General features: G+C 33.6%; 15 protein-coding genes. 10 read left to right on the forward strand and 5 right to left on the reverse strand.

The features are described 5' to 3' along the window. Positions 1-27: 27 nt before the first annotated feature. Entirely contained in the window at positions 28-915 is an 888-nt protein-coding gene (locus IV86_RS01300) for a LysR family transcriptional regulator (RefSeq protein WP_002832958.1), read from the reverse strand. Positions 916-1,050: 135 nt separating this feature from the next. On the opposite strand from IV86_RS01300, the gene IV86_RS01305 reads away from it, so the two are divergent. From IV86_RS01305 to IV86_RS01315, 3 genes are all read left to right on the forward strand, one after another. Then, complete coding sequence (locus tag IV86_RS01305) at positions 1,051-2,679, forward strand: malolactic enzyme (RefSeq protein WP_002832959.1); 1,629 nt, start codon at positions 1,051-1,053, stop codon at positions 2,677-2,679. 116 nt (positions 2,680-2,795) lie between these two features. Continuing rightward, the gene (locus tag IV86_RS01310; protein ID WP_002832960.1) at positions 2,796-3,767 is read left to right on the forward strand and encodes an AEC family transporter; all 972 of its coding nucleotides are present in this window, start codon (positions 2,796-2,798) and stop codon (positions 3,765-3,767) included. Positions 3,768-3,983: 216 nt separating this feature from the next. After that, positions 3,984-5,729 (forward strand): hypothetical protein, encoded by a 1,746-nt coding sequence (locus IV86_RS01315; protein ID WP_056979304.1) that lies wholly within the window; start codon positions 3,984-3,986, stop codon positions 5,727-5,729. Between the two features lie 112 nt (positions 5,730-5,841). Here IV86_RS01315 and IV86_RS01320 read toward each other — a convergent pair whose 3' ends face one another. Continuing rightward, entirely contained in the window at positions 5,842-6,342 is a 501-nt protein-coding gene (locus IV86_RS01320; RefSeq protein WP_056979305.1) for a YbhB/YbcL family Raf kinase inhibitor-like protein, read from the reverse strand. Between the two features lie 108 nt (positions 6,343-6,450). Next, complete coding sequence (locus IV86_RS01325) at positions 6,451-9,390, reverse strand: LTA synthase family protein (protein WP_029258147.1); 2,940 nt, start codon at positions 9,388-9,390, stop codon at positions 6,451-6,453. A gap of 155 nt (positions 9,391-9,545) precedes the next feature. Here IV86_RS01325 and IV86_RS01330 point away from each other — a divergent pair, with 155 nt between their 5' ends. Next, positions 9,546-10,301: an exodeoxyribonuclease III gene (locus tag IV86_RS01330; protein ID WP_002832964.1), complete on the forward strand. Its 756-nt coding sequence runs from the start codon at positions 9,546-9,548 to the stop codon at positions 10,299-10,301. 17 nt (positions 10,302-10,318) lie between these two features. Further along, positions 10,319-12,346 carry an NAD-dependent DNA ligase LigA gene (ligA, locus tag IV86_RS01335; RefSeq protein ID WP_036672901.1) on the forward strand — a complete coding sequence of 676 codons (2,028 nt, stop codon included), beginning with the start codon at positions 10,319-10,321 and terminating at the stop codon, positions 12,344-12,346. An 11-nt stretch (positions 12,347-12,357) separates the two neighbouring features. Here the strand turns inward: ligA and IV86_RS01340 are convergent, their stop codons facing one another. After that, complete coding sequence (locus IV86_RS01340) at positions 12,358-12,777, reverse strand: GtrA family protein (RefSeq protein WP_029258145.1); 420 nt, start codon at positions 12,775-12,777, stop codon at positions 12,358-12,360. Positions 12,778-12,876: 99 nt separating this feature from the next. On the opposite strand from IV86_RS01340, the gene IV86_RS01345 reads away from it, so the two are divergent. Continuing rightward, a complete protein-coding gene (locus tag IV86_RS01345; RefSeq protein ID WP_029258144.1) occupies positions 12,877-13,803 on the forward strand; it encodes a glycosyltransferase family 2 protein in 927 nt (308 codons plus the stop codon). Positions 13,804-13,852: 49 nt separating this feature from the next. Here the strand turns inward: IV86_RS01345 and IV86_RS01350 are convergent, their stop codons facing one another. Continuing rightward, complete coding sequence (locus IV86_RS01350) at positions 13,853-18,841, reverse strand: bifunctional glycosyltransferase/CDP-glycerol:glycerophosphate glycerophosphotransferase (protein ID WP_029258143.1); 4,989 nt, start codon at positions 18,839-18,841, stop codon at positions 13,853-13,855. Positions 18,842-19,027: 186 nt separating this feature from the next. On the opposite strand from IV86_RS01350, the gene IV86_RS01355 reads away from it, so the two are divergent. The 4 genes from IV86_RS01355 (at position 19,028) to IV86_RS01370 (ending at position 23,874) form a co-directional block, all read left to right on the forward strand. Then, entirely contained in the window at positions 19,028-19,843 is an 816-nt protein-coding gene (locus tag IV86_RS01355; RefSeq protein WP_011673757.1) for an ABC transporter permease, read from the forward strand. A gap of 15 nt (positions 19,844-19,858) precedes the next feature. Next, complete coding sequence (locus IV86_RS01360; protein WP_002832970.1) at positions 19,859-20,920, forward strand: ABC transporter ATP-binding protein; 1,062 nt, start codon at positions 19,859-19,861, stop codon at positions 20,918-20,920. A 33-nt stretch (positions 20,921-20,953) separates the two neighbouring features. Further along, positions 20,954-22,684, forward strand: a complete 1,731-nt coding sequence (locus IV86_RS01365; RefSeq protein WP_002832971.1) for a hypothetical protein — start codon at positions 20,954-20,956, stop codon at positions 22,682-22,684. 80 nt (positions 22,685-22,764) lie between these two features. Continuing rightward, positions 22,765-23,874 carry a serine hydrolase domain-containing protein gene (locus IV86_RS01370; RefSeq protein WP_056979306.1) on the forward strand — a complete coding sequence of 370 codons (1,110 nt, stop codon included), beginning with the start codon at positions 22,765-22,767 and terminating at the stop codon, positions 23,872-23,874. Positions 23,875-23,928 lie beyond the last annotated feature (54 nt).

The following is a 23,928-nucleotide window of genomic DNA, read 5'->3' on the forward strand; positions in this document are numbered from 1 at the left end:
CGATTTTTAATCAAGTATCAAACTTTTTTATTTCATTAGCGAATTTCCATAAATTAAATCGGCAATCTTTTGTTGATTGGGACTTAGAATCCGGTCTTTACGTTGGACCAAATTCATATAGAAGAAAGGTTGGTCTTCATCATAAAAAGGCAATGCTTTAATATCTGGGCGGGTAGTGAGTGCTGAATTGGCGATAAATCCGACTCCAACATTTTGAGCAACCATTTCTTGAATGACCTGAGCGTCGTTACTTTGATAGACGATATTAGGTCGAAAGTTTGTAATTTTACTAAAATTTTTTAAGGCTTCAGAATGAACGAAGTTACTATCAAAAGTAAGAAATTTTTCATTCTTTAATTCAGAAAACCAAATCTTTTCACGTTTAAAGAAAGGTGATTGGTTACCAACGATAGCGGTAAAATGGTCTTTTCCCAAGTGTTGGTAGGCTAAATTTCGATGATGTTCATTTTGAACTGATCCCATTAATGACATATCCAAAGTTCCATTTAACAGCATTTTTTCTAACTCAGCTGATCCTTTTTCTACGGGAACAATCGCTTTTAATAGATTTTGTTCGGTAAGCTGTTTAGCGATTTTTGGAAAAAAGTATTTGGTCATAATAGGGGGTAATCCCAAAATGAGTTTGTTGGTATTAATATTGTTGATACTATTTTGCGCAATGGCGATATGATCCAAAATCGCATTAACATGTTCATCTAGTTGTTGACCGCTCAAAGTGACATTTAAGTGGTGACGTCCTTGGTCGCGAGTGAAAAGGGTGGTATTAAACTCTTCTTCTAATCGGCGAACTGACATACTAATTGTCGGTTGGCTAACATGAAAAATTTCGGCAACTGAAGAAAAATTTTTATTTTTTACGAGTTCATGAAAATAATTCAAATCTTTAATGTTCATATTGCACCTCCGAAATACTATTATAACAGCATTTTTAGAATTAATATAAAAAATATTTATAACTAATAACAAATTTGACTATAGTTTTTACGAGGGATTAGACTTACACAGTAAATAAGAACTGGAGGAAGAAAAATGACTGAAAAAGCAATGAGTATTCTTAATAATCCATATTTAAATAAAGGAACGGCGTTCACTAAAGAAGAACGTGACCAATTAGGATTGAATGGTTTAATTCCACCATACATCCAAACAATCGATGAACAAGTTGAACAAGTTTATGCACAATTTCAAACCAAGGCTAATGACCTTGAAAAGCGTTTGTTCTTGATGCAAATCTTCAACGAAAACCGCGTGTTATTCTACAAGTTATTTAGTCAACACGTTGTTGAATTTATGCCAATCGTTTACGATCCAACCATCGCAGATACGATTGAAAACTATAGTGAATTATATGTACAATCACAAAATGCAACATTCCTATCAATCGATGATCCAGATATGATGGAAGAAGCTTTGAAAAATTCAGCTGCTGGACGCGATATTCGTTTGATTGTTGTTACTGATGCAGAAGGTATCTTAGGTATTGGTGACTGGGGTACTAACGGTGTTGATATCTCTGTTGGTAAATTGATGGTTTATACAGCTGCTGCTGGTATCGACCCAAGCCAAGTATTGCCTGTTGTTCTAGATGTCGGTACTAACAACCAAGATTTATTGAAGAACCCAATGTATTTAGGTAACCGTCACGAACGGATTAAAGGTGATCGTTACTACGATTTTGTTGATAAGTTTGTTGAAACAGCTGAAAACTTATTCCCTAACATGTACTTGCATTTCGAAGACTTTGGTCGTGATAATGCAGCTAACATTTTGAATAAGTACAAAGATCGTTATGTAATCTTCAATGATGATATTCAAGGAACAGGAATTATCACATTAGCTGGTATCCTTGGAGCATTAAACATTTCTAAGCAAAAGATTACAGACCAAGTTTACTTAAGCTTTGGTGCAGGTACAGCCGGAGCCGGTATTTTAGGACGAATCTACGAAGAAATGATTGAAAATGGTTTATCAGAAGAAGAAGCTAAGAAGCACTTCTACATGGTAGACAAGCAAGGACTATTGTTCGATGACGATGAAACATTGACACCAGAACAAAAACCATTTGCTCGCAAACGAAGTGAATTTGATAATGCTGATGAACTAACTGATCTATTATCAGTTGTTAAAGCAGTTCACCCAACAATTATGGTGGGTACTTCTACTCAACCAGGTTCATTTACAGAAGAAGTTGTACGTGAAATGGCAGCTCATACAGAACGTCCAATTATCTTCCCACTATCAAATCCTACTAAGTTAGCTGAAGCTAAAGCTGAAGATTTACTTAAGTGGACTGATGGCCGCGCATTAATCGCTACTGGTATTCCAGTGGGAGATATTGAATACAACGGTGTAACTTACCAAATTGGTCAAGCTAATAATGCTTTAGTTTACCCTGGTTTAGGTTTAGGTGTGATTGCTTCGACTGCTAAGGTATTGAATGACACAATGATTTCTAAAGCTGCTCATTCATTAGGTGGTATCGTGGATGTTGACCAACCAGGAGCTGCTGTATTACCTCCTGTTTCAAAATTGAGCGATTTCTCTAATACTGTTGCTAAGGCAATTGCTCAAAGTGCTGTTGATCAAGGACTTACAAAAGAAAAGATTGATAATGTTGATCAAGCAGTTGAAGATACACGTTGGAATCCTGAATACTAAAATCAGGACAATCGGAGAAAGCAAAGAGAGAATTAAAATAAGAGAAGCAAAACTGTGGAGAGGACGTTGGTGAATTCGAGCGTTTCGGTTTTGTGAAAAGAAGAGAGTGTGAGAAAATGACTGCGTTTATTACGTCTGTTGGAAGTATTGTTACGATTCTTTTAATGATGGGCCTCGGTTTTGGGTTACGAGGAATGGGTTGGTTTGACGACCAATTTAGTGGTAGTATTTCAAAATTAATTATGAATGTGGCTTTACCAGCTTCAATTTTCATGTCAGTAATGAAATATCTAACATTACCTAAGTTGATTGGTCTTTCAAGTGGATTGATTTATTCATTTGGAGGAGTAATTATTGGTTACATCATTGCTTGGATTACGGTTAAATTATTAAAGGTGCGTCCAGGTCGTCGTGGACTATTTATGAACACGGTAGTTAATGCTAATACCATCTTTATCGGATTACCTTTGAATATTGCTTTATTTGGTACAAAGAGTTTGGCCTACTTCTTGGTTTATTATGTAACAAATACAGTTTCAACATGGGCCTTCGGGGTCTTCTTGATTGCTAATGATGATCCAACTAAGAAAGCTGACGACAAGTCTACTGGCCGTAAGATAAACTGGAAGAAACTTCTTCCACCTCCATTACTTGGTTTCCTAGTAGCTATCGTTTGGCTAGTACTTGGCTTACCTGTTCCAGGTTGGGCTGGTAACACATTGAGTTACGTAGGTAACTTGGTTACACCATTATCATTAATCTATATCGGTATCGTATTATACGATGCAGGTTTGAAGAGTATTCATTTTGATCGTGATACAATCTTTGCCTTGATTGGTCGTTTCGTTCTTTCACCACTTGTAATTACAGGGTTGATCTTATTAGGAGCACATACAGGTCACAGCTTACCAACGATGGAAATGCAAACTTTAATCGTTCAAGCAGCTGCACCTGGATTAGCTGTTATGCCAATCTTAGCTAATGAAGCACATGGTGATGTTAAGTACGCTACCAACTTGGTTACAACTAGTACGATTTTATTCATTGTCGTTGTACCAATCGTAATGACATTGATCCAATTTATCTAAAAATATAATTTAAAAGTCACAATTATAAAAAACATCAGCAGCCACTTGGAGTGGTTGCTGATGTTTTTTGTTTACTAAAAATTTAATAAGTTCTATTGATTAAATAATATAATTTATGAATTTAAAATATCATTTTACATTATGACGGATATTCTGGTATTGTTAATATCGTTGCGTGTATAAAAATATATTAAAGGTTTAGTGGGGAGAAAATATATGGTTGCTCTAAATAAAAAAATTAAGACGCACTGGTATCTTATAATTATATTAGTCATAGGTATATTCATAACGATCCCTCAGATACACCATCATATTACGATTATTGGTGCAGATGGATTATTTCATTTTAACCGGATATATGATACTGCTATGCAGATAAAAAATCATAATTTTTCCTACTTTATTCAATTATATGGGTTCTCTAACTCAGGTCGAATGGTCACATCAGTATATAGTCCGTTAATCACATATATTTTTGGTGGAATATTGCTTATTTGCGGGAGTTTTTATAAATTTGAAATTGTAACGCGTTTTTTATTTTTTATTTTATCAGGGTTATCTATGAATTATGCCCTTAAAATGGGAAAGGTAAAAAATCAATTCATGATCCAATTGGTTTGTATTATGTACGCATTTAGTCCAGCTGTAATTAGATGGGATGCGGCACAGAACTTTACCAGTATTGGTGCAATGCTTATTCCTTTGGTAGTCGGGTGCGGCATGCGGATGGTTAATAATAAAGATGAACCTATCAATTGGGTTCAACTAGGTACTATTATGGCAGTAGTGGTACAAACACACCTAGCAACTGCTATTCAATCAGTATTCTTGTTAGTTATCTATGCTATTATTGCCTTAATAATTAATAGAGCTTCTAGAAAAAAATTACTTAAAAATGGTATTTACGCAGTTTTGCTTTGTATAAGCTTATCATTAAATGTAGTAGCGGGAATGTTCGAATTATATAATGGTAACTATATAGTGCCTATCGTTAAGTTTGATTTTGTCGATGGCAAGGGTATTTATAATATTTTACAAATATTTTCTGGAAAATGGGTTAACTTGTTTTTTATTTTAGCCGTTTCTTCAACTTTATTGTTCTTCTTTAAAAAGATATCTCTAGCTATGAAGATTACAGGGTTTTTATCATTAACATTATTTTTGTGTTCAACAACTATTATTATTGATTGGCCTACTATCATGCATGATAGTGCTGTTTTTAGTAGTTTACTACAATTTCCAGCACGTTTAGTAGGCCCAGCCACAGTGTTAGCATTAATTACAGTTGCCAGCATTGGTGATTTTGAGTGTACAAATTTCTTTATCAAACAAATTAGGAATGGACTAATCCTAGTGTTGTTACTTTTCTTAGTAGTAAATATGCGCTCTAATTTTCGCTATAATCGGAGTGCAAGCCACAATGTATTAGTTTCAAAATCGACTACTATACCATATATTGGACGTGATCCTAAAACTTTAAAACATATTACTTATTTGATGAAGCAGCCTTTAAATGAACAGGATATTAATTATATTACTAAGTCAACTTCGGATTATATGCCTGCTAATCATAGCATAGATAATTCTGTATACTGGGATTATAACAATAAAATTATCCAACCGACCAAAAATAAAAATTATAAAAAGGAAGTAGCGCAACATAAGATTATTGTGACATGGAAGGGCAATGGAACTTATGATAATCCACCAGTTGCATATTATAAAAATAATCATTTTAAATTAAACGGCTTACCAGTAATCCCTAGATCTTCGGGAGGTATAATTAAGGTTCCTAAGGTTAAAGGAAAGATTGGTAAAAATGTTATGGAAGTAACGTATACGCCTAAAAAAGTTAGTGTAATGATGCTGTGGATAGCTATGTTAAGCCGGATTTCAATAGTATTTTATGCTTTTATACGTCTATTCAGACAGGTAAATCGTTCATTTTTATTTAGTAATTAAAAAGGCGTTGTAACAAGTGTTTTCTATACAAAATAGGAAAATATTCCTTAATATTAAGACAAAAAAATAAGCTGTTATCAAAGATTTTATTTCCTTTGGTAGCAGCTTATTTTTAACCTCGCGATGGGATCTCAAGTGTTGCTTTTTTAATTGTTCGTTCTTTGGTTTGGCGCATTAAATCATTAAGATAAAATCCTGGTTTTAAACCAGTCTTTTCTTTTAAGGCATAGACCGTCAGAGTATAGTCGTGATCAGCAGGAGGTTTAGGACCTAGGTAACGGGCCTCGATTGCTGGGTCATGAAAATCAATATATTTAGAAACAGAACTATTTTTACCTTGCACGATACCTGTATTTAAAATACTAATATTTTCAGGGATATAATTAGTTGCATCAATATCAGTAGCAATCCAATGAATCCAAGGGAAACCAGCCACAGGAACAGCATCATAGTCGATTAAAGTTAATGCTAATGCTTTAGTTCCAATCGGAATATCACTAATATTGATAGGGAATGAGCGAGTTGGAAAATCATGGGATGTATATGCTTTGGGAGCATGCTTACCAAATTGATCTGGTAAGTAGCCATTAATTAAGTCAACGCTAATTTTCATTAAAAACACCGTCCTTTTTTATTTAATTATAGCGTTTTTTAGTAACTAAAGAAGATAACTTTTGATATAAAAACGCACAGTAACTTTACTGTGCGTTTAGATGGTATATTATTTTACTGTGAAAAAGTTAGACCCCTTCTTTAAATAGTGTTTTCCAGCAGTTATATCGTACTGAATCAAACGGTATTCGTGTAATAATTTCTTTTGTTTATTTGTAAGGTTCTTTTCATAAATCTCTGTACCGTTAGCTAACATGTACTTATTACGTTCACCAGCAGGCAGTTCCTTCATACACTGGGTCAGTAATGCGTAGTATGGTGAAACTTTGGAGTTAGTTTGTTCTAGCATCATAGGTGTAAACATATATGGTGCAGCAACGGATTTTTGGACCTTTTTATTAGAATGGTTAGAGTAAATGAAATAGTCTGTCTGATGTAGCATTGAATCATATTGATTCATTTTTTGATCGTTATTTTGAGCCCATTCATAAAGGCCAGGTAGATGATCACCGTAGAAGACAATTGTTACGTCTTTCTTAGAATTATCTGCTATTGAAATTAAGTTTTTTAAAGCTTTATCGGTTTGGTTGATTTCGTATGAGTAGGTTCTCAATCGACCCTGACTAGCATCAGATAGATCACCAGTTATAGCAAATGGATTGCCTTTTCCGTATTGCCCAGCAACATAAGGCATGTGATTTTGCATAGTTGATAATTGAATGAATTGGCCGCCTTTATTCATATTCATGACGCGCTTAACTTCTTTGTAAGCCGATTTATCAGATATATACTTAGAATTTTGGCTAACCCTATTACCAGTAGCATTCTTTCCGTCAATAGTTTTTGTATATTTAACCTTGTTAGGAGCAGAAGTGTTATAAAATTTATCAAAGCCTAATTTCTTAAATACATTAACTCTATTGTAGAGATCAGGTTGAAAAGGATGAATTGCATTTTTGTTTTTAAATATATCTAGCACAGAAGGCTGATAGCTAAGCTTGGGGATTAACTCAACATAGGGTGTTGATAAAGTTGGTGCAAAGTTATTTAGTGAAAGACCAGTAAGTGCCTCATATTCAATATCAGCTGTACCGCCTCCATAGCCATAGCTATCCATTAAACCAGAAGTAGTTTGTTTTTTTAGTTGGGTAGTTTCAGGAATCGGATTTTTCATTTCTACTCCTGGAACGCGTTGAGGATTTGAGAAACTTTCACTCAAAACATAGATAACAGTATCGTTTTTAATATTACGGTCACGGGTTTTATTAATAGAATCAGCTTGCTTTCCTAAATCTTCAGCTATTTGGTTAATAGTTTGTTTAGAATAATTAGCAGGTTTATCCATGATAGGAACGATGATTCTACTTGCTAGTGCAACGGCGCTCCCATTCAGTTTGAAATCAGTTTTTATACTTTCTGGATGATAGGAGTAATTAAGCTCGTTAATCATCATTTTATTAAAGAACGTATAATCCTCTTTTTTCCAAGTTACACTTGAACTAGGTACAGAAGGTAATTCTCGAAGGAAAATACCAATTAATATTGAGCAAACCAATATAATAGAAAAGCGACTAAACCAGTTAAAAATAGAATTAAATTTTAATTTTTTCTCTATAATTAAACTTAATATAATCATTATTAGTAGCAAAATTAATAAAAATACTACTAACCAAATATTTACTAGTTTAAGTATTGCATTCATGTTCTGGATATTACTAGTGATGTCAACCGGAATAATAGGTTCATTTCTAGAAATTATTTTTTGAACATTAGCAAAGGTAAATGCAACTAAAAATGCTAAAATAATCATGCTTGTTAATAAAACCCTATTAAAAATTGCAAAAATAATCATGATTAATGCGAAGAATAACAAAACATTTAGCAACATAAGTTGGGAAGATTTAATAGCTGAAAAAGCGTCTTGTAAAATAAATAAACTATTAGAATTTACTAGGGCAAAATTTGCTACCAGAGCTAAGCCTAGAGCGCTTAGTAGAGCGGTTGCCTTTCTAGGCGAAGCTAATGATAATTGTTTCATGGAATACTTTCTTAGTAATTCAAGTGCAATGAGTATAAATGAAGTAATAATTGTCGAAGTTAATAAGGATACCAAAAGTCTAGGCGAAGTTTGATCAAGCCAAAAATTGGTCCTCCAAATATTCCGCCATAAGGGAATAGCAAATAAAAAATGAGATGAAAATAGTACTGCTCCAAAAAGTAGGTCCCAAGAGATACTACGAATTAAGTGTTTATTTTTCAATAAGATAAAAAGACATAATGCAATCATGAATGAAACGGTATTAGAAGTTAAGAAGGATAGTCGATTAGCGAGAACGTCAGTAGAGTTAAGCAGTAATATTTTGTTGTTCAACAAGTCTAAGAAATAAAGTAGACCACTTCCAACTAATATTGTAACTACTCCCCCCCATATTATATTTTTATTAATTATTTTTGGCATGCTTTGTGGTAAATTTCTTGCTAATAATAGTAGAAAGACACCCCATAAAACGGTTCCGAAGAAGAAGTTAGATTTACCAGATAATTTTAAAGACCAGAGGATAGTTGGGATAATTGATAATGCTAAAAGAATGATATATTTTATTTTCTTGTCGAATTCAAGAAGTAAGGTATTAGTGCGGGATAATAAATACCCAATAAAAAGCATCACTATTACTGTAGTAGCCATTTTATTGGTCTGAAAAATTATTGGAAATATTGATTTAAAAAAATCATAGATATTAAATTTAACAGCAAAAATACCCCAACTAAATAAGGAAATGCCAAAGGAATAAAATAGAATTTGAAACCACCTATGTTGAAGCTGTTTAGGATTGACGCCGTCGATGATTTTTTGAGCGAGTATTAATAATACTAAATTCTCCATAATCGGTTTTAAACTACTTAATATTTCAAAAATAAAAGCGCGTTTACCGATAATATTAAAATGCCAGGCCCCTCCTGAAAATGCTGTTACTGAACCAAGCATAATTAACTCAACTAAAATAAAAGTTAAAAGGGATTTTTTCCAATGTTTCTTCAAATTAACCAATGATAAAAGCTCCTTCTATATTAAAAATAATGAATATTTTAAATATAACTTAAATTAACGAATCTTGCTATAGCTAAGACCATCCTAAAAGGTCCATTTATATGGCGAAATATGCGATAATAAAAGTAATTACATAAGCACTGGAGGAAGTCATTTTGAAGCTTATTTCATGGAATGTAAATGGATTGCGTGCAGCGGTTAAGCATGGATTTCTGGATGTTTTTAAGGAACTAGATGCAGATATATTTTGTATCCAGGAAACAAAGTTGCAAGAGGGGCAAATTGAATTAGAATTGCCTCACTACTATCAATATTGGAATTATGCGGAGAAAAAAGGATATTCTGGAACGGCAATTTTTACTAAAAAAAAGCCTCTTACTGTAAGATATGGACTTGGAATTGAGAAACATGATCAAGAAGGCCGTGTAATTACTTTAGAATTTGAAAAATTTTACGTAATTACTTGTTATACACCAAATTCACAGCCAAAATTAAAGAGACTAGAATATCGAATGGCTTGGGACGATGCATTTAGAGCATACATAGACCAGTTAAATCAGCATAAACCCGTTATTTTCTGTGGAGATTTAAACGTGGCTCACCAAGAGATTGATTTAAAGAATGATAAAACTAATCATAAAAATGCAGGATTTACGGATGAGGAACGCAATAAATTTACACAGTTATTAAATAGTGGCTTTACAGATACATACCGATACTTCTACCCCTCAAAAGAAGGAGTCTATTCTTGGTGGAGTTATCGATTTAATGCGCGTGCTAATAATGCTGGATGGCGGATTGACTACTTTGTTAGTTCAAAGGTGTTGGATCAAAAATTAACTGACGCTCAGATTCATACTGAAATTTTTGGTTCCGATCATTGTCCAGTCGAATTAGATCTTGATATATAAGTCATGGGAGAGAAAAAATGAGTTTACCAAAAAAATTGGAAGAGATGCAGGTTGAAGAAGCTAGTAAATTAGCGCAAAACCTTAGAGACACTTTGGATCGTTGGAGCAAATTATATTACACCAAAGATGCTCCTGAAGTTGAAGATTACGAATATGACGAAAAATATGCGGATTTAGTGGCGTTAGAAGAAGCTTTTCCAGAAATCATCACCCAGGATTCGATTACTCAACGAGTTGGTGGTGAAATTTTAGAGGGCTTTACCAAAGTTACCCATACAGAACCGATGTTGTCGATGGGGGATGTTTTTTCACGCGATGAATTAGTTGAATTTGATAATCGTATCCAAAAAAATGTTGGGCATCCAGTTGATTATAATGTTGAATTAAAAATTGATGGATTAGCAATTTCATTAACTTATCAAGATGGTGAGCTGATTCAGGGCTCTACCCGTGGAGATGGAAATATTGGTGAAGATATTACTAAAAATTTGAAGACTATTAAGTCAGTCCCCCAAAAATTGACCCGTCCGCTCTCGATTGAAGTTCGAGGAGAATGCTTTATGCCTAAAGCTTCGTTTGCTAAATTGAATGCACAACAATTAGAGGATGGAAAACCAGTTTTTGCTAATCCACGTAATGCGGCAGCAGGAAGCTTACGACAGTTAAATACAAATGTAACTAAGAAGCGGGATTTAGACACATTTATTTATACAGTTGTGGATTCAAATCAATTGGGGGCCAAAACTCAACATCAGGCAATTCAAATGATGGCTGAATTAGGCTTTAACACTAACCCTACTCAAGAAGTATGTGCTAATTTAGATGAAGTTTGGGATTATATTGCTAAATACGAAGGTCAACGGGAAGATTTGCCTTATGGAATCGACGGAATCGTTTTGAAGGTTAATGATTTAAGCCTTCAGCAAGAATTAGGGCACACGGTTAAGATTCCAAGATGGGAAATTGCCTACAAATTTCCACCAGAGGAAGCAGCTACAGTAGTTCGAGATATCGAATGGACGGTAGGACGAACAGGCGTGGTGACCCCCACAGCGGTGATGGACCCTGTGCAATTGGCAGGAACAACAGTTAGCCGGGCCACTTTGAATAATGTAGACCAATTAACAGCTAAAGATGTTCACATTGGCGACACGGTACTGTTGCATAAAGCTGGTGATATCATTCCAGAAATTACACGAGTAGTGTTAGAAAAGCGTCTAGCAGGAACTAGTGAGTTAAATATTCCAACCCAATGTCCATCATGTGGTAAGAAATTAGTTCACTTAAATGGTGAAGTAGCCCTTCGTTGCATTAACCCTGATTGTCCAGCTCAAATTGTAGCTCGTTTAGAGCATTTTGGATCACGAAATGCGATGAATATTATGGGGCTTGGACCAAAACAAATTCAACAATTATACGCGAAGAATTTTATTCATCACTTTGACGATTTATACAAATTAACTTCAGAGGAATTAAGCCAATTAGATGGTTTTAAAGAGAAACGTGTTAACAACTTACTTGAAGCCATTGATAATAGCCGAAAAAATTCTTTAGAGCGTTTAATTAATGGATTAGGGATTCAAGGGGTTGGTACGAAGATGGCGCGTACTTTAGCGGAAAAATTCGGAACGATGGATAATTTAATGCAAACAACAATTGAAGAATTTGATGCTGTAGATACGATTGGAGAAACCTTAGCTAATAATTTAGCAACATTTTTCCAAAGTGATGTAGCCCAAAATATGATTGATGAATTGAAGGCTGTCGGAGTTAATATGGAATATTTGGGTGTAAAGCCAGCTGAAAGTCCTGATGGTTACTACAAAGGGAAAAAAGTTGTTTTGACTGGAAAATTAGAACAGTATACACGAAATGAATTGAAAGAGCGTTTAATTAGTTTAGGTGCAGATGTGGCGGGTTCAGTTTCGAAGAAAACTGATATCCTCATTGCAGGAGCCGATGCTGGTAGTAAATTAACTAAGGCACAAGCTTTAGGAATCGAAATTTTAGATGAAACCGAAGCTATTGCTAAATTTGAACAATAAAAAAATGGGATTTAATCCCATTTTTGTTTGTTTTTGAATACGACCATTTTACTAAACGCATAGTTTGAAATGACAACAACGACATTATCAATAATTTTCACGATAATATCGTTTCCGTTTAGAAGCGTAATTCCAATATATAAAATAATAATATCAATTGCTAAAGTAGCTGTTCGCATTAAGAAGAATCGAACTGCTTCGGTTACAAGTTGACCAGTAGTTTCAGTATGAGAATTAAAAACCCAAAGTTTATTACTAACATAAGCCACAAGCACGGAAACAAACCAAGCAATTACATTACTAACTTGGTAGAACAGATGTAAGTAATCTGATAGAATGGCAAAGACACCAATATTTACGATGGTGGTTACCACGCCCCAAAAGAGATAGGATATAACAGATTTATATTTGTTAAATAGTTGGTTAAGCATGATTTCATCTCCGAAATAAGTGTAAAGTTAACTTATTAAGTAAAACATGAAAATATAAAAAAGAAAAGTTTATTTAACGATTTGGATAGGTGAAGTAGTTTGAAAAAGTTATCAATAATTGTTCCAGCGTATAATGAAGAGGAGACAGTCGGGTTATTTTATGACGCTTTCTCTAAAGTAGAATCACAAATGGATGTGGAACCAGAAATTATTTTTGTAGATGATGGTTCTAAAGATAAGACTTTAATTGAATTAAAAAAATTACAAAAAGAGCATGAAGAAGTTCACTACATTAGTTTTTCAAGAAATTTTGGAAAAGAAGCGGCCTTGTACGCTGGACTTCAAAAAGCGACAGGAGATTTTGTAGCAGTGATGGATGTTGATTTACAAGATCCTCCGGAGTTACTTCCTAAAATGCTTAAAATTGTCGAAGAAGGTGAATATGACGCCGTTGCCACCCGAAGACAAGATCGAGATGGCGAAAGCAAGATTCGTTCATTTTTCGCGCGCATGTTTTATAAGTGGATTAATAAGGTGAGTTCTTTAGAATTAGTTGATGGTGCTCGGGATTTCCGCGTAATGACTCGTCAAATGGTTGATAGTGTATTATCTATGGACGAACGTGAACGTTTCAGTAAGGGACTTTTTAACTGGGTTGGGTTCAATACCTATTACATTTCTTACGAAAATCGTGAACGAGTAGCCGGTAGTACATCTTGGTCCTTCTGGGGGTTACTTAAATATGCGATCGAAGGGTTTATTTCATTTTCAACAGCTCCATTATCGTTTGTTACTTCTGCAGGAGTATTAACGTGTGTATTAGCTGTTTTGGGAGCTATAGTAGTGGTGATTAGGGCAATTCTATTTCCACATACTGCAGCCTTTGGATGGCCTTCTCTAGCAGTGATTATATTGTTCTTCAGTGGGGTTCAATTGTTGAGTCTGGGTATTATTGGACGTTATATTGCTGAAATCTATTTAGAAACTAAGAATCGTCCAATTTATATTGTTAGAGAAGAAAAATAATACAATAAAAATAAGAGCTAGGTTTACAATTAGTAAACCTAGCTCTTATTTAATTATCAATATTTTCAACGTTAAACCAGACGTTGGAATTGTCAACAATACTGTTAATCCAAACTCCGCCTGTATACAAGTTTGAAGAACGGAAATCTCTAGGTGTAAGAGTGGCTATTTGTTTTATGAATACTGGTTCTTCTCGTTCAGAGAGATCAATATTCTTAATAAATTTAGTTCCTTTCACTCCAGGAATTCCTGACCATAGAATCGTGGTATCTTTAATTTGTATTTGATCGCCAACAACTAGACTATCACTATTAGTTAATTGCTGAAGTTCATAAGGAGGTTTATTTTCGAGAACCGTTTCTAGTAATCGTTCTGTTGAATGGCCATCTTCCCATGAAGCAAATTTTTCTAAGAAAGCTCGATACTGATCGTTGTCAATGAATTTAGTAGGCTCGGTTAAAGCCTGTTGAACCAATGGAATTAACTCTTCATTAGTTTCAACGACTGGACCAGGAACCGTTGAATTGTAATCCATATAAAAACCACGAATATCTTCAGCATATGCTTTTAAATCGTATGCAAAGAAGATCATAGGACGTCTAAGAATCGAATAATCAAAAAATACACTGGAATAATCGGTAATCAAAACATCACTTATTAAATATAGGTCGGTAATATCTTCATAATCACTAACATTAATAACTCGATTACCATATTTGGTTAAATCAAGATTATTAGCAATTAGATAATGCGTTCTAACTAAAATTAAGGTGTTTTCAGGTAGATCTGCAATTAATTTATCTAAATCAAGGTGCAATTCAGCGCGATAGTGATCTGCTCGTACAAAGTCATTGTCACGCCAAGTTGGTGCATAGAGGACAACCTTTTGATTATGAGCAATATTTAAGCCATCTTTTAATAGATTGATATCATCTTTAGTTGCATTACTTAAACGATCATTACGAGGATATCCAGTTGGGAGTAGCTGTGGATATTGCTTTCTAAAGGCGCGTTGCATGATTTCGTATGAATATGGGTTTGGCGTTAATAGGTAATCCCAACGCGCTGAATCCCGTATTACTTGTTTATGGTATTTCATCCGAGTTACTCCAGGCATAGTGACCTGCTGAACGTCAGTTCCAATTGTTTTTAAGGGTGTCCCATGCCAGGTTTGAACTACTACTGTATCTTTAGGTTTAAACCATCTAAAAGGACGACGAACATTAGTAAACCAATATTTAGCGCGTGCTTGAATCCAAATACTTCTTAGGCTAAACCTTATTACATAGGGGATGTTATGCTTTTTAAAGTATTCCTCGTAGTCTTTATTGACATTCCAATAAAGTTTAATTTCTGGATAATTTTGTTTCATGTATTCATAAATAGCTTTTGGATTGTCAGAATATTGACGTCCAAAGAAGCTTTCAAACATTGCAATATTTGCCTTTGGTAGAAGTTGTCCAAGAATATTTAATAATTTGTGTTGTATGTTATTTAGTTTTAACAAACGTTGGATTTTTGAGCGTATTAGATTATTTTCTACTGATGATTGGTTTTCAGGTTTTAAGCTAAGCATAGCTTCACTTAAACGTTGAGCTGCATCTCCATCGCGCCCATATTCACAAAATTTATCATAAAATTGTTGAAGTTTATCAGAATATTTTACTTTTACATCATCAATGTGTTTGAGCGAATTAACTACATCAGCGGTAGTTAGTGCAACCGGTCCGGGAACCGTAGCATCATAATCCATATAAATACCACGGTTAGAAGGATCCAAGTACCAATCTTTATCATATGCGAAGAAAATCATTGGTTTTCTTAAGTAACCGAAATCAAACATTACACTTGAATAGTCAGTAATCAAAACATCACTAATCAGATATAAATCATTAATATTGTTATAGTCACTGACATCATAAACAAATCCAGAATTATTCAAGAAATTTTGTGAATGAGATACAAAGTAATGAAGACGTACAAGCAGGACGTATTCATCACTGAGTTCTTTTTGCATCATATCTAAATCCAACTCAAAATTAAAAGCATCTTTTGTTGTCCTATACGTAGGAGCATACAAAATAACTTTTTTGTTGTCCGGTAAATTTAGTTTCTTTTTAATAGAGGCTAAATAGTCAGTATTATTATTGGTAATCAACTCATCTGTGCGAGGAAAGCCCGTTTTCAGTATTTTCTTTTCAGGATAATCGAATGCGGCAGATCCATGTTTCAGCATGAAGTCAGAAGGCACGGACATTAAATCCCAACGACCGATTCGCTTAGCGAAATTTTTCTGAACACGATTCGATGCATTTTTAAAATGAGGTTCGTCAAAGCCCATTACCTTCATAAATGTTCCATGCAGAGTTTCAACCTCAATTTGACCAGCTCGCTTAGAATACTGATTTGGAAAGTTAGTATTTTGAACAAGATACTTAGCTCTGGCCATATAATACCAGTATTTAAAGGACATCTGACGAACTCGAATTGCTGGTCCCTCAACTGGAGTTTGTTCATTTTTTAGGATCCAAACGAATTCCATATTAGGACGTTGTTTGGATAAATATTTATACATAGCTCTTGGACTGTCGTTATATGATTGACCCCAAAGACTTTCAAATAAAACAGTGTCTTTTTTTAAGGGTAACAATCGCATTAAAGGATACAGAACGGAATAAGTTAACCCTCTACGAATTTTTGTCCGATCAATCCAACTTTTGGTCTGATTAATATTAAGCTTCAAAAAACCGAATTTGTCTAAAAGAACGGTAGAATTAGTTCTTTTATTAATCGAATGATTTTGAACAGTTATTTGTACAGGATTAATATTAGCTAATTTAAATCTGTAAGAAATATTTTTAGAATCTAAAAGATTTAGATAAATATGATATTTTCCAGAAAGAACGTTTAATTGTGTTGGGTTTCCCAAGGGAATTGTGCCAACGATTTTATTGCCTAAAACAGTAGCTGTACCACCATTTAGATAGCGATTGATTAGGTCAGATGATAGTAGTTCGATTTTTCCCGTAGCGTTCAATTTTTCAGTAGATATTGAGGGGATTACCTCAAATTGAAGGGAAACAGCATTAGAATTCTTAGTAAATTGTACATTATTAGCTGGAGCTATCGAAACATCAGGTCTAATCCATAATCCCTTAGCTGGATTAATTGAAAGTGCAACACTTAAAGTAGAGTTGTTTAGTAATTGTTCAGTAATTTTAAAACTAGGCAAAATCGTTAGTCCAGTCTGAGTGTTTATAAAATTAACTTTACAACTCTGATTAAAGTAATTTTTTAAAAAAGTTGATTCAATTTCTAACTTGAAATTACCGTTATTATCAAAAGAACAAGGTAATAGAGTATCTTGAATTTTAGCAGTTAAATTTAATTCTGAGGAAGATCCGCTGATAATTAGACTACCAGAACTGGCTAATTTAACATCTGTTACTGTTGTTGGAAGTTTAGTACTTCCAATTGCTAAATCGGAAGTCGGAACTACCTTAATAGTGGTTTCCCAATTGGTATTATGTCCGTAGATAAACGAAATATCACCTGTTGGGTCAGTAAAAGTTGAAACTGATCCAGACCCCTTTTTAGGCTGTCCTAAATAGACTGAAAGTAACTTAGAGCTTTTACTTTTTTTATAATCAATCTTAATTTTGTAAGTTCCAAGCCCAAGCTTTTCAACGTATTTAACTGGGTTCACTGAAAAACTAAATTTACTTGCAGGAGGCGTCATGCGTTTTAAATGGAAATTAAAAATGGTAAAAGGACGCGTAAATGTATTGATTTTAACTTTTTTACCCGTAGCAATATTTTCCAGATATACATTGACGATTTCTTGCTTAAAAGGAAAATGATGAGGAGATTTTTTTCCTATTTGTAAACTTCCAGCAAAATTAAGCTGTTCGTTCAAATATTTTACCTTTGTTATCCGAACCTTTAATGATGCAGGTGTATGAAAAATAGGAATGTTTCGATTCTTTCTATCAAGATTTGCCACTTTACCATTCAATGGATGGCCAAAAGATAATTGTTTTAAAAGGTTAAAATTACCGGTTTTTAATGCAAAGTATTGATACTGCTTTTTAGCAGACAACAGTTTGATGAGTGGTGTATCTAACAAATCCCACTCTCTAAAAAATTTGATAGTGGCCTCTTGAAACGCATAAATAAAAGTATCATCTGCATCGGCAATATCGTCCATGAATAATGGAATATCTACGTCTAATAGTTTAAATAACAATTGGCGCTTACTAGAACCGTGCCAAAGCGAATATTGTTCTAAGATGTTTTTTACTTGATATAAACTTTTTAAGCGGTCGAGGTATCTAGGTAATTCATTTTTTACTTGAGTAAAAGATGAATTACCACCATCACGCCATCTCCATCTGTATACAACATTGGTGAGGATATCTATACCGGAACTCGCTAAAAATGCCTTTGAAGTGAAGGAAACATCTTCATAAATTTGATTAATGGGAAATTTAATATTTTCTCTCTTGAGAACTTCTAATTTATACAACTTGTTCCAACTTGTAGTGTCATATAAAAGTTCTGGATGTTCTTTTAGACTTGTGTGTTTATAATCATCAATAATTGCTTTTTTGTGGAGATAGGAAGGTTTATCACGACTCTTATCAAACCGGCGCACAAAACCCGTCACAATTTCGGAGCCTGAATTCATAGCTGAAAGCATCATCGTAGAATATGCATTGGATGGGACGATATCATCTCCATCTACAAAGGCAATCCAATTTCCAGAAGCTAAATCAATGCCCTTGTTTCTAGAGGCACTAGGACCTGCGTTTTCAGGATTATGAACAGCAATAAAATTAGGATGATTTTGAGCATACTCATCGATAATTGAAGGAGTAGTATCGTCAGAGCAATCATCAATCATTATTACTTCGATTTTTTGAAATGTCTGTTCTGCTAGAGAATCTAGGCATTCTCTTAAATATTCAGATACATTATAGCAAGCGACAATTACACTTATTAAGTTATCTTGCCGGTTTGCTTTTTCTACGTTTTTCAAAATGTTCACCTTTACCTAAGTTGTTTAATATTTATGTGTCTAATAATGTATTATAATATACGTTATTGGTTTTTACATAATTTTAGAAAATAAGATTTTTAAAAGTTTAGTAATACTGTTTAATTACTTTTGAAATTATAGTAAAGTTTTAAATTAGTTATATTTATTAAAGGAGCAATACAAACGATGAATACAATGTTCAAAATAATTAGTGACCAATTCACTAATTTTAAGATAATTCGACGGATGGCTAAGTATGATGACCGTGCTAATTATCAAAGTCATTATCTAGGTTTAGCTTGGGAATTTTTGAATCCGCTGATTCAAATTGGAATTTACTATCTCGTCTTCGGGGTGGCTTTGAAGCGTGGAGATCCAATGCCAGGAGTACCATATTTGCCATGGATGGTGATGGGAATTGCTCCTTGGTTGTATATGAATAAGACAACTTTAGATGCTTCTAAAAGTATTTATCAACAAGTTGGGCTAGTTTCTAAAATGAAATTTCCAATTAACGTTTTGCCATCTATTAAAATTATGGGAAATTTATATAGTTTCTGGACGATGATGGCTTTTGGTGTGTTTTTGATGTTTGTTAATCGAATTTGGCCAACCATTTCATGGGTCCAATTCATATATTATTTTATTTGTATGATTGCACTTATGTATGCGTTGGGAATTTTTAATTCAACAGTAAGTGTACTAGTGCGTGATTGGCAAATTGCCCTACAATCAGTGTTAAGAATGCTGTTTTATATGAGTGGAGTATTGTTTAACTTCGTTACTTCAAATTTTCCACCTGTATTAGTACGTCTTTTAGAATTGAATCCTTTTTATTACGTTATTAACGGAATCCGGGAGTCGTTGCTTTCTAAGGGCTGGGTATGGCAACAACCAAATCTCAACTTAACGATTTCGTTCTGGTTGTTTATTTTTATTGTGATGATATTTGGTAGTTATCTACATAATAAATTCCGTGCTAATTTTGTGGATTTGATTTAAGCCGAGGAGTCTGAAATGGATAATACTTATAAAATTAAATTAGAAAATGTAACAAAAGAGTATGACCTTTTTAAATCAAAAAGTGATAAACTAAAGAACTTTTTTAATATTGGGAAAGTAGATGTTCCACATTTCTGGTCTTTAAAAGGTGTTAGTCTAACAATTAAAAAAGGGGAAACTTTTGGAATAATTGGAGTGAATGGTTCAGGAAAATCAACCATTTCAAATATTATTTCCGGAATCATTCCTCAAACCACAGGAATGGTCGATGTTAAAGGTGATACTTCAATTATTGCTATTGGCGCTGGTTTAAAGAGAAACTTAACTGGTGCCGAAAACATCCGTCTAAAGGGTCTGATGCAAGGTTTGACAATCAAAGAAATTGATGAAGTTAGAGATTCCATCATCGATTTTGCCGATATCGGTACTTTTATTGATCAACCAGTTAAGGACTATTCTAGTGGGATGCGTTCCCGTTTAGGATTTGCAATTGCGGTACACATTAACCCTGATATCATGATTATTGATGAGGCATTGTCTGTTGGTGATGATACTTTCTATCAAAAGTGTGTGGACAAGATTATGGAATTCAAGGAACAAGGAAAGACTATTTTGTTTGTTAGTCATTCCCTTAATCAAGTAAAAATGATTTGTGATAGAGTTGCATGGATGCATTTTGGAGAACTACGAGAAATTGGCGAGACAGAGGAAGTAATTGAACACTACCGTAAATTCTCAAGTGACTTCAAAAAGAAGACGGCCAAAGAACGTAAAAAATACCAACAAGATAAGAAAAAAGAGCAAATTAAATTTAACATAGATGAGTATCGTAAGTCTCTAATTGAAGATGAAGTCAAGAAGGGCATCGATAAAAATCAAGCAGAAAAGGATGTACAGGAAAGAATGTATCATCAAATAACTCCAGACAAGATGTCTTTGACAACTAGGATTGTTACTGGAATAGCAATATTAGGACTTGCATTCTTTGCGTTGGTAAACATTTCTGGCCACTCAGTTACTAATTCGCTGGAACATCCAACAACGTTAATGCATCCAGTACAACATAAAGTTAGGTAATTTTCATATCGTAAATTTGGAAGGGTTTAAAAAATGAAATTTAAAGAAAGAACTATGAAGAATCCTAACGTTGGGACTTTTTTAGTTATTTTAATTACTGGATTATTACTAACGATGCCTCAAATTTTGAATAAAAGTATTATATTAGGGGCAGATGCTATTTTTCACTTTAATAGGTTGTACGATATCGCAATGCAATTTGATAGTGGTAATTTTAGTTATTTTACATCTAATTATGGTTTTCAACAAACCGCTAGAATTGTGAATGCGGTATATGGTCCAGGACTGGCATATATATTAGGTTTTATTTTATTCATTTGTAGGAGTTGGTTAAAATTTCAAGTAATATCATCATTATTATTATTTCTGATCAGCGGCTATACAATGAACTATTTATCTACTAGTGTTGGACTATCTAGAAAAGTAGCCAATATGAATTCTATGCTTTTCATGAGTAGTTTTTGGGTAATGGGTTGGACAGTTAGCCAGATGTTTATGCCGTGGGGGATTGCTGTAGCTCCACTAATCGTCGCTGTGGGTATTAAATTTATTAAGAGTGATAAATTTACGATTGTTGAATTATCTATCTCCGTTTCATTGATGATTCAGATACATATGTTAAGTGCAGTTATATCGGTCTTTATATTGTTTCTATTCTTTATAATTGGAATTATAAATGTGAAAGATAAACTTACACTATGTGTAAAAGTGATTGCGGCTGCTGGACTAACTTTATTGCTTACATTTAATGTGTGGGGATCAATCCTTGAAATATATATTGGGAATAAATTGTATCCTCCTTTTGCTGCAAATTTAGCAATGAAAACTATGAATTTATCGGTAGGCAATGCTGATTTTAACCATATTGGAATTATTGTAAGTGTATTATTTGCTTTTGAAATAGCGATTACTATTATGAACTGGTCGATCTTATCTCTAACTACTAAAGCTGTAACTGGTATAGGGACAGTGATGTTAGTACTTTCATCTAATATTATGCCTTGGATGGTTATAGGTAGAAAGATACCTATGTTAAATAGTTTTTTACAATTTCCTAGTCGACTTGAAGGTTTCGCATTTGTATTGTTGCTGGTAGGTTTAGGTTTATGTATTGAGGAGGTTAATGAACCTTCTTTTAAAAAGTATACTAAGCTTTTTTTAATGATAGCAACACTTTTTTCCGTAGTACAATCTTACTATAACGTACAGTCAAAAAGTGAAGGCTGGAATGGTCATCAGCCGATAGCAAATAGGACTAATGTAATAGTTAAAAATAATGCTTCAGAAAGTGAAATAAGAAATGCTTTTAGGAGTAACGACTTAAGTAAAGGTATTGAGCTGGCCGAAAAACCGACGACGGACTATGTACCAATTAATGTTAATAATACTGATAATGGCAAATCACAGAGTGCCTATGAAACATATGCAGCATTGTTTATTAACTCAAAACAAGGTGTAAAAAAGGAAGTTAAAAATGGAAAATTAATAGTCTCGTGGTATGCAAATCATAAAGGAGAAAGTAAAAAAATACCAATTACCGTTTATAAAAATACGATATTGCTAATGAATGGTTCAAAATTATTAAAAGGGAATATCACATTAGGCACGATGAATATGCCAACTATAAAAGCAACCCAATCTGGGAAAAATGTATTAACAGTTAGCTATAAATCAAGCTTTATTAATGGATGGATCATGATTTTAACTGGTCTACTATGGTTTAGCATAACGGCATTTAAATTAGTAATGGGTAGAAAAAGATAATTTAAAAATACTCTAAGATTTAGGACGCCAATTTAAATTTTAGAGTATTTTTAGTATCTATCTGTAAGGGGAGCAAACCAATGAAAAAATGGATTTATACCTTTATTGGTATTTTAATGTTTATATGTATAGCATGTTATATCGTTACTTTAAAAAAGGGAGATACAGTTGTTTCTAATACTAAAACAAAAACAGCCATAACAAGAATTGTAGATAGAAAAGAGTCTGGAAAATTAAAAAAAAGTCTCTCGAAGACTAAGTTTAGCGGTACAGCGGTCTTAATTAAGAACAACAAAATAGTAGATAGTTACGTATCAGGATCTGCCACTGATGTTGATAAAAATATGTTAACGACTACTTATGAAATAGACTCTCTACAAAAAGTTTTAACAGCAGGTTTAGTAATGAACCAAGTCAATAAAGGAAAGCTAAAATTAACTGATAGGGTCAATAAGTTTATTCCGGATCTACCAGGTTCTAAATATATAACAATTCGAGAACTACTTGATATGAATTCGGGATTATCAATGAAAAAAATGAAATTTTCGGGGAACAATTTATCTAGTGCCGAATTGCTAGATGTTGTAATTGATAATGTTAGGTTTGATGCTAATACAAAAAAAAGCGGGAAGTGGAGTTACCAACCAGTCAATTTTGTGATTTTATCAGAAATTCTTGAAGAAATTACGGGAAAGAGCTATAAACAGTTGTTTGATGAAACTTACATAAAAAAATTAAAGCTTAAACAAACTGAATTTGCTTATGACAATAATATAAAAACAAATCGGGCCTATGGATATGTAGTAAAAGGAAATGGGGATAGAATTAAGCAGAATCCCAATGGTGCGACTGTCTTTTCAGAGCTAGGAACTGGTCAAGTATATATGTCTGCACCAGATTATTATAAATTAGTAGCTAGTCTATTAAATGGGAAAGTTTTAGGAACAGACGCAGCTAAAGAACTTTATTTACCACTAGGTAATGGTAAATATCGCGCTGGTCTATATACATCTAAGAAACCATTTTATAGATATGCTAATGGTTATGGATATGGCTTTGAAAGTCATGTTCGTATTAGCCAAGATGGAAAGAAAGCTGTTGTTGTATTTAGTAACCATCAAGTGAGTGGTAACAATGGTCTAAAGAAAAAAGTTGACCAGTTATCGAAGAAATTTTTAGGTTATAAGTAATTAGAAAAAGCATGGAAAATAGTTCCATGTTTTTTTGTTAATAAATTATTCAAG

The sequence above is a fragment of the Pediococcus pentosaceus genome (assembly GCF_001437285.1).
Classification (GTDB): Bacteria; Bacillota; Bacilli; order Lactobacillales; family Lactobacillaceae; genus Pediococcus; species Pediococcus pentosaceus.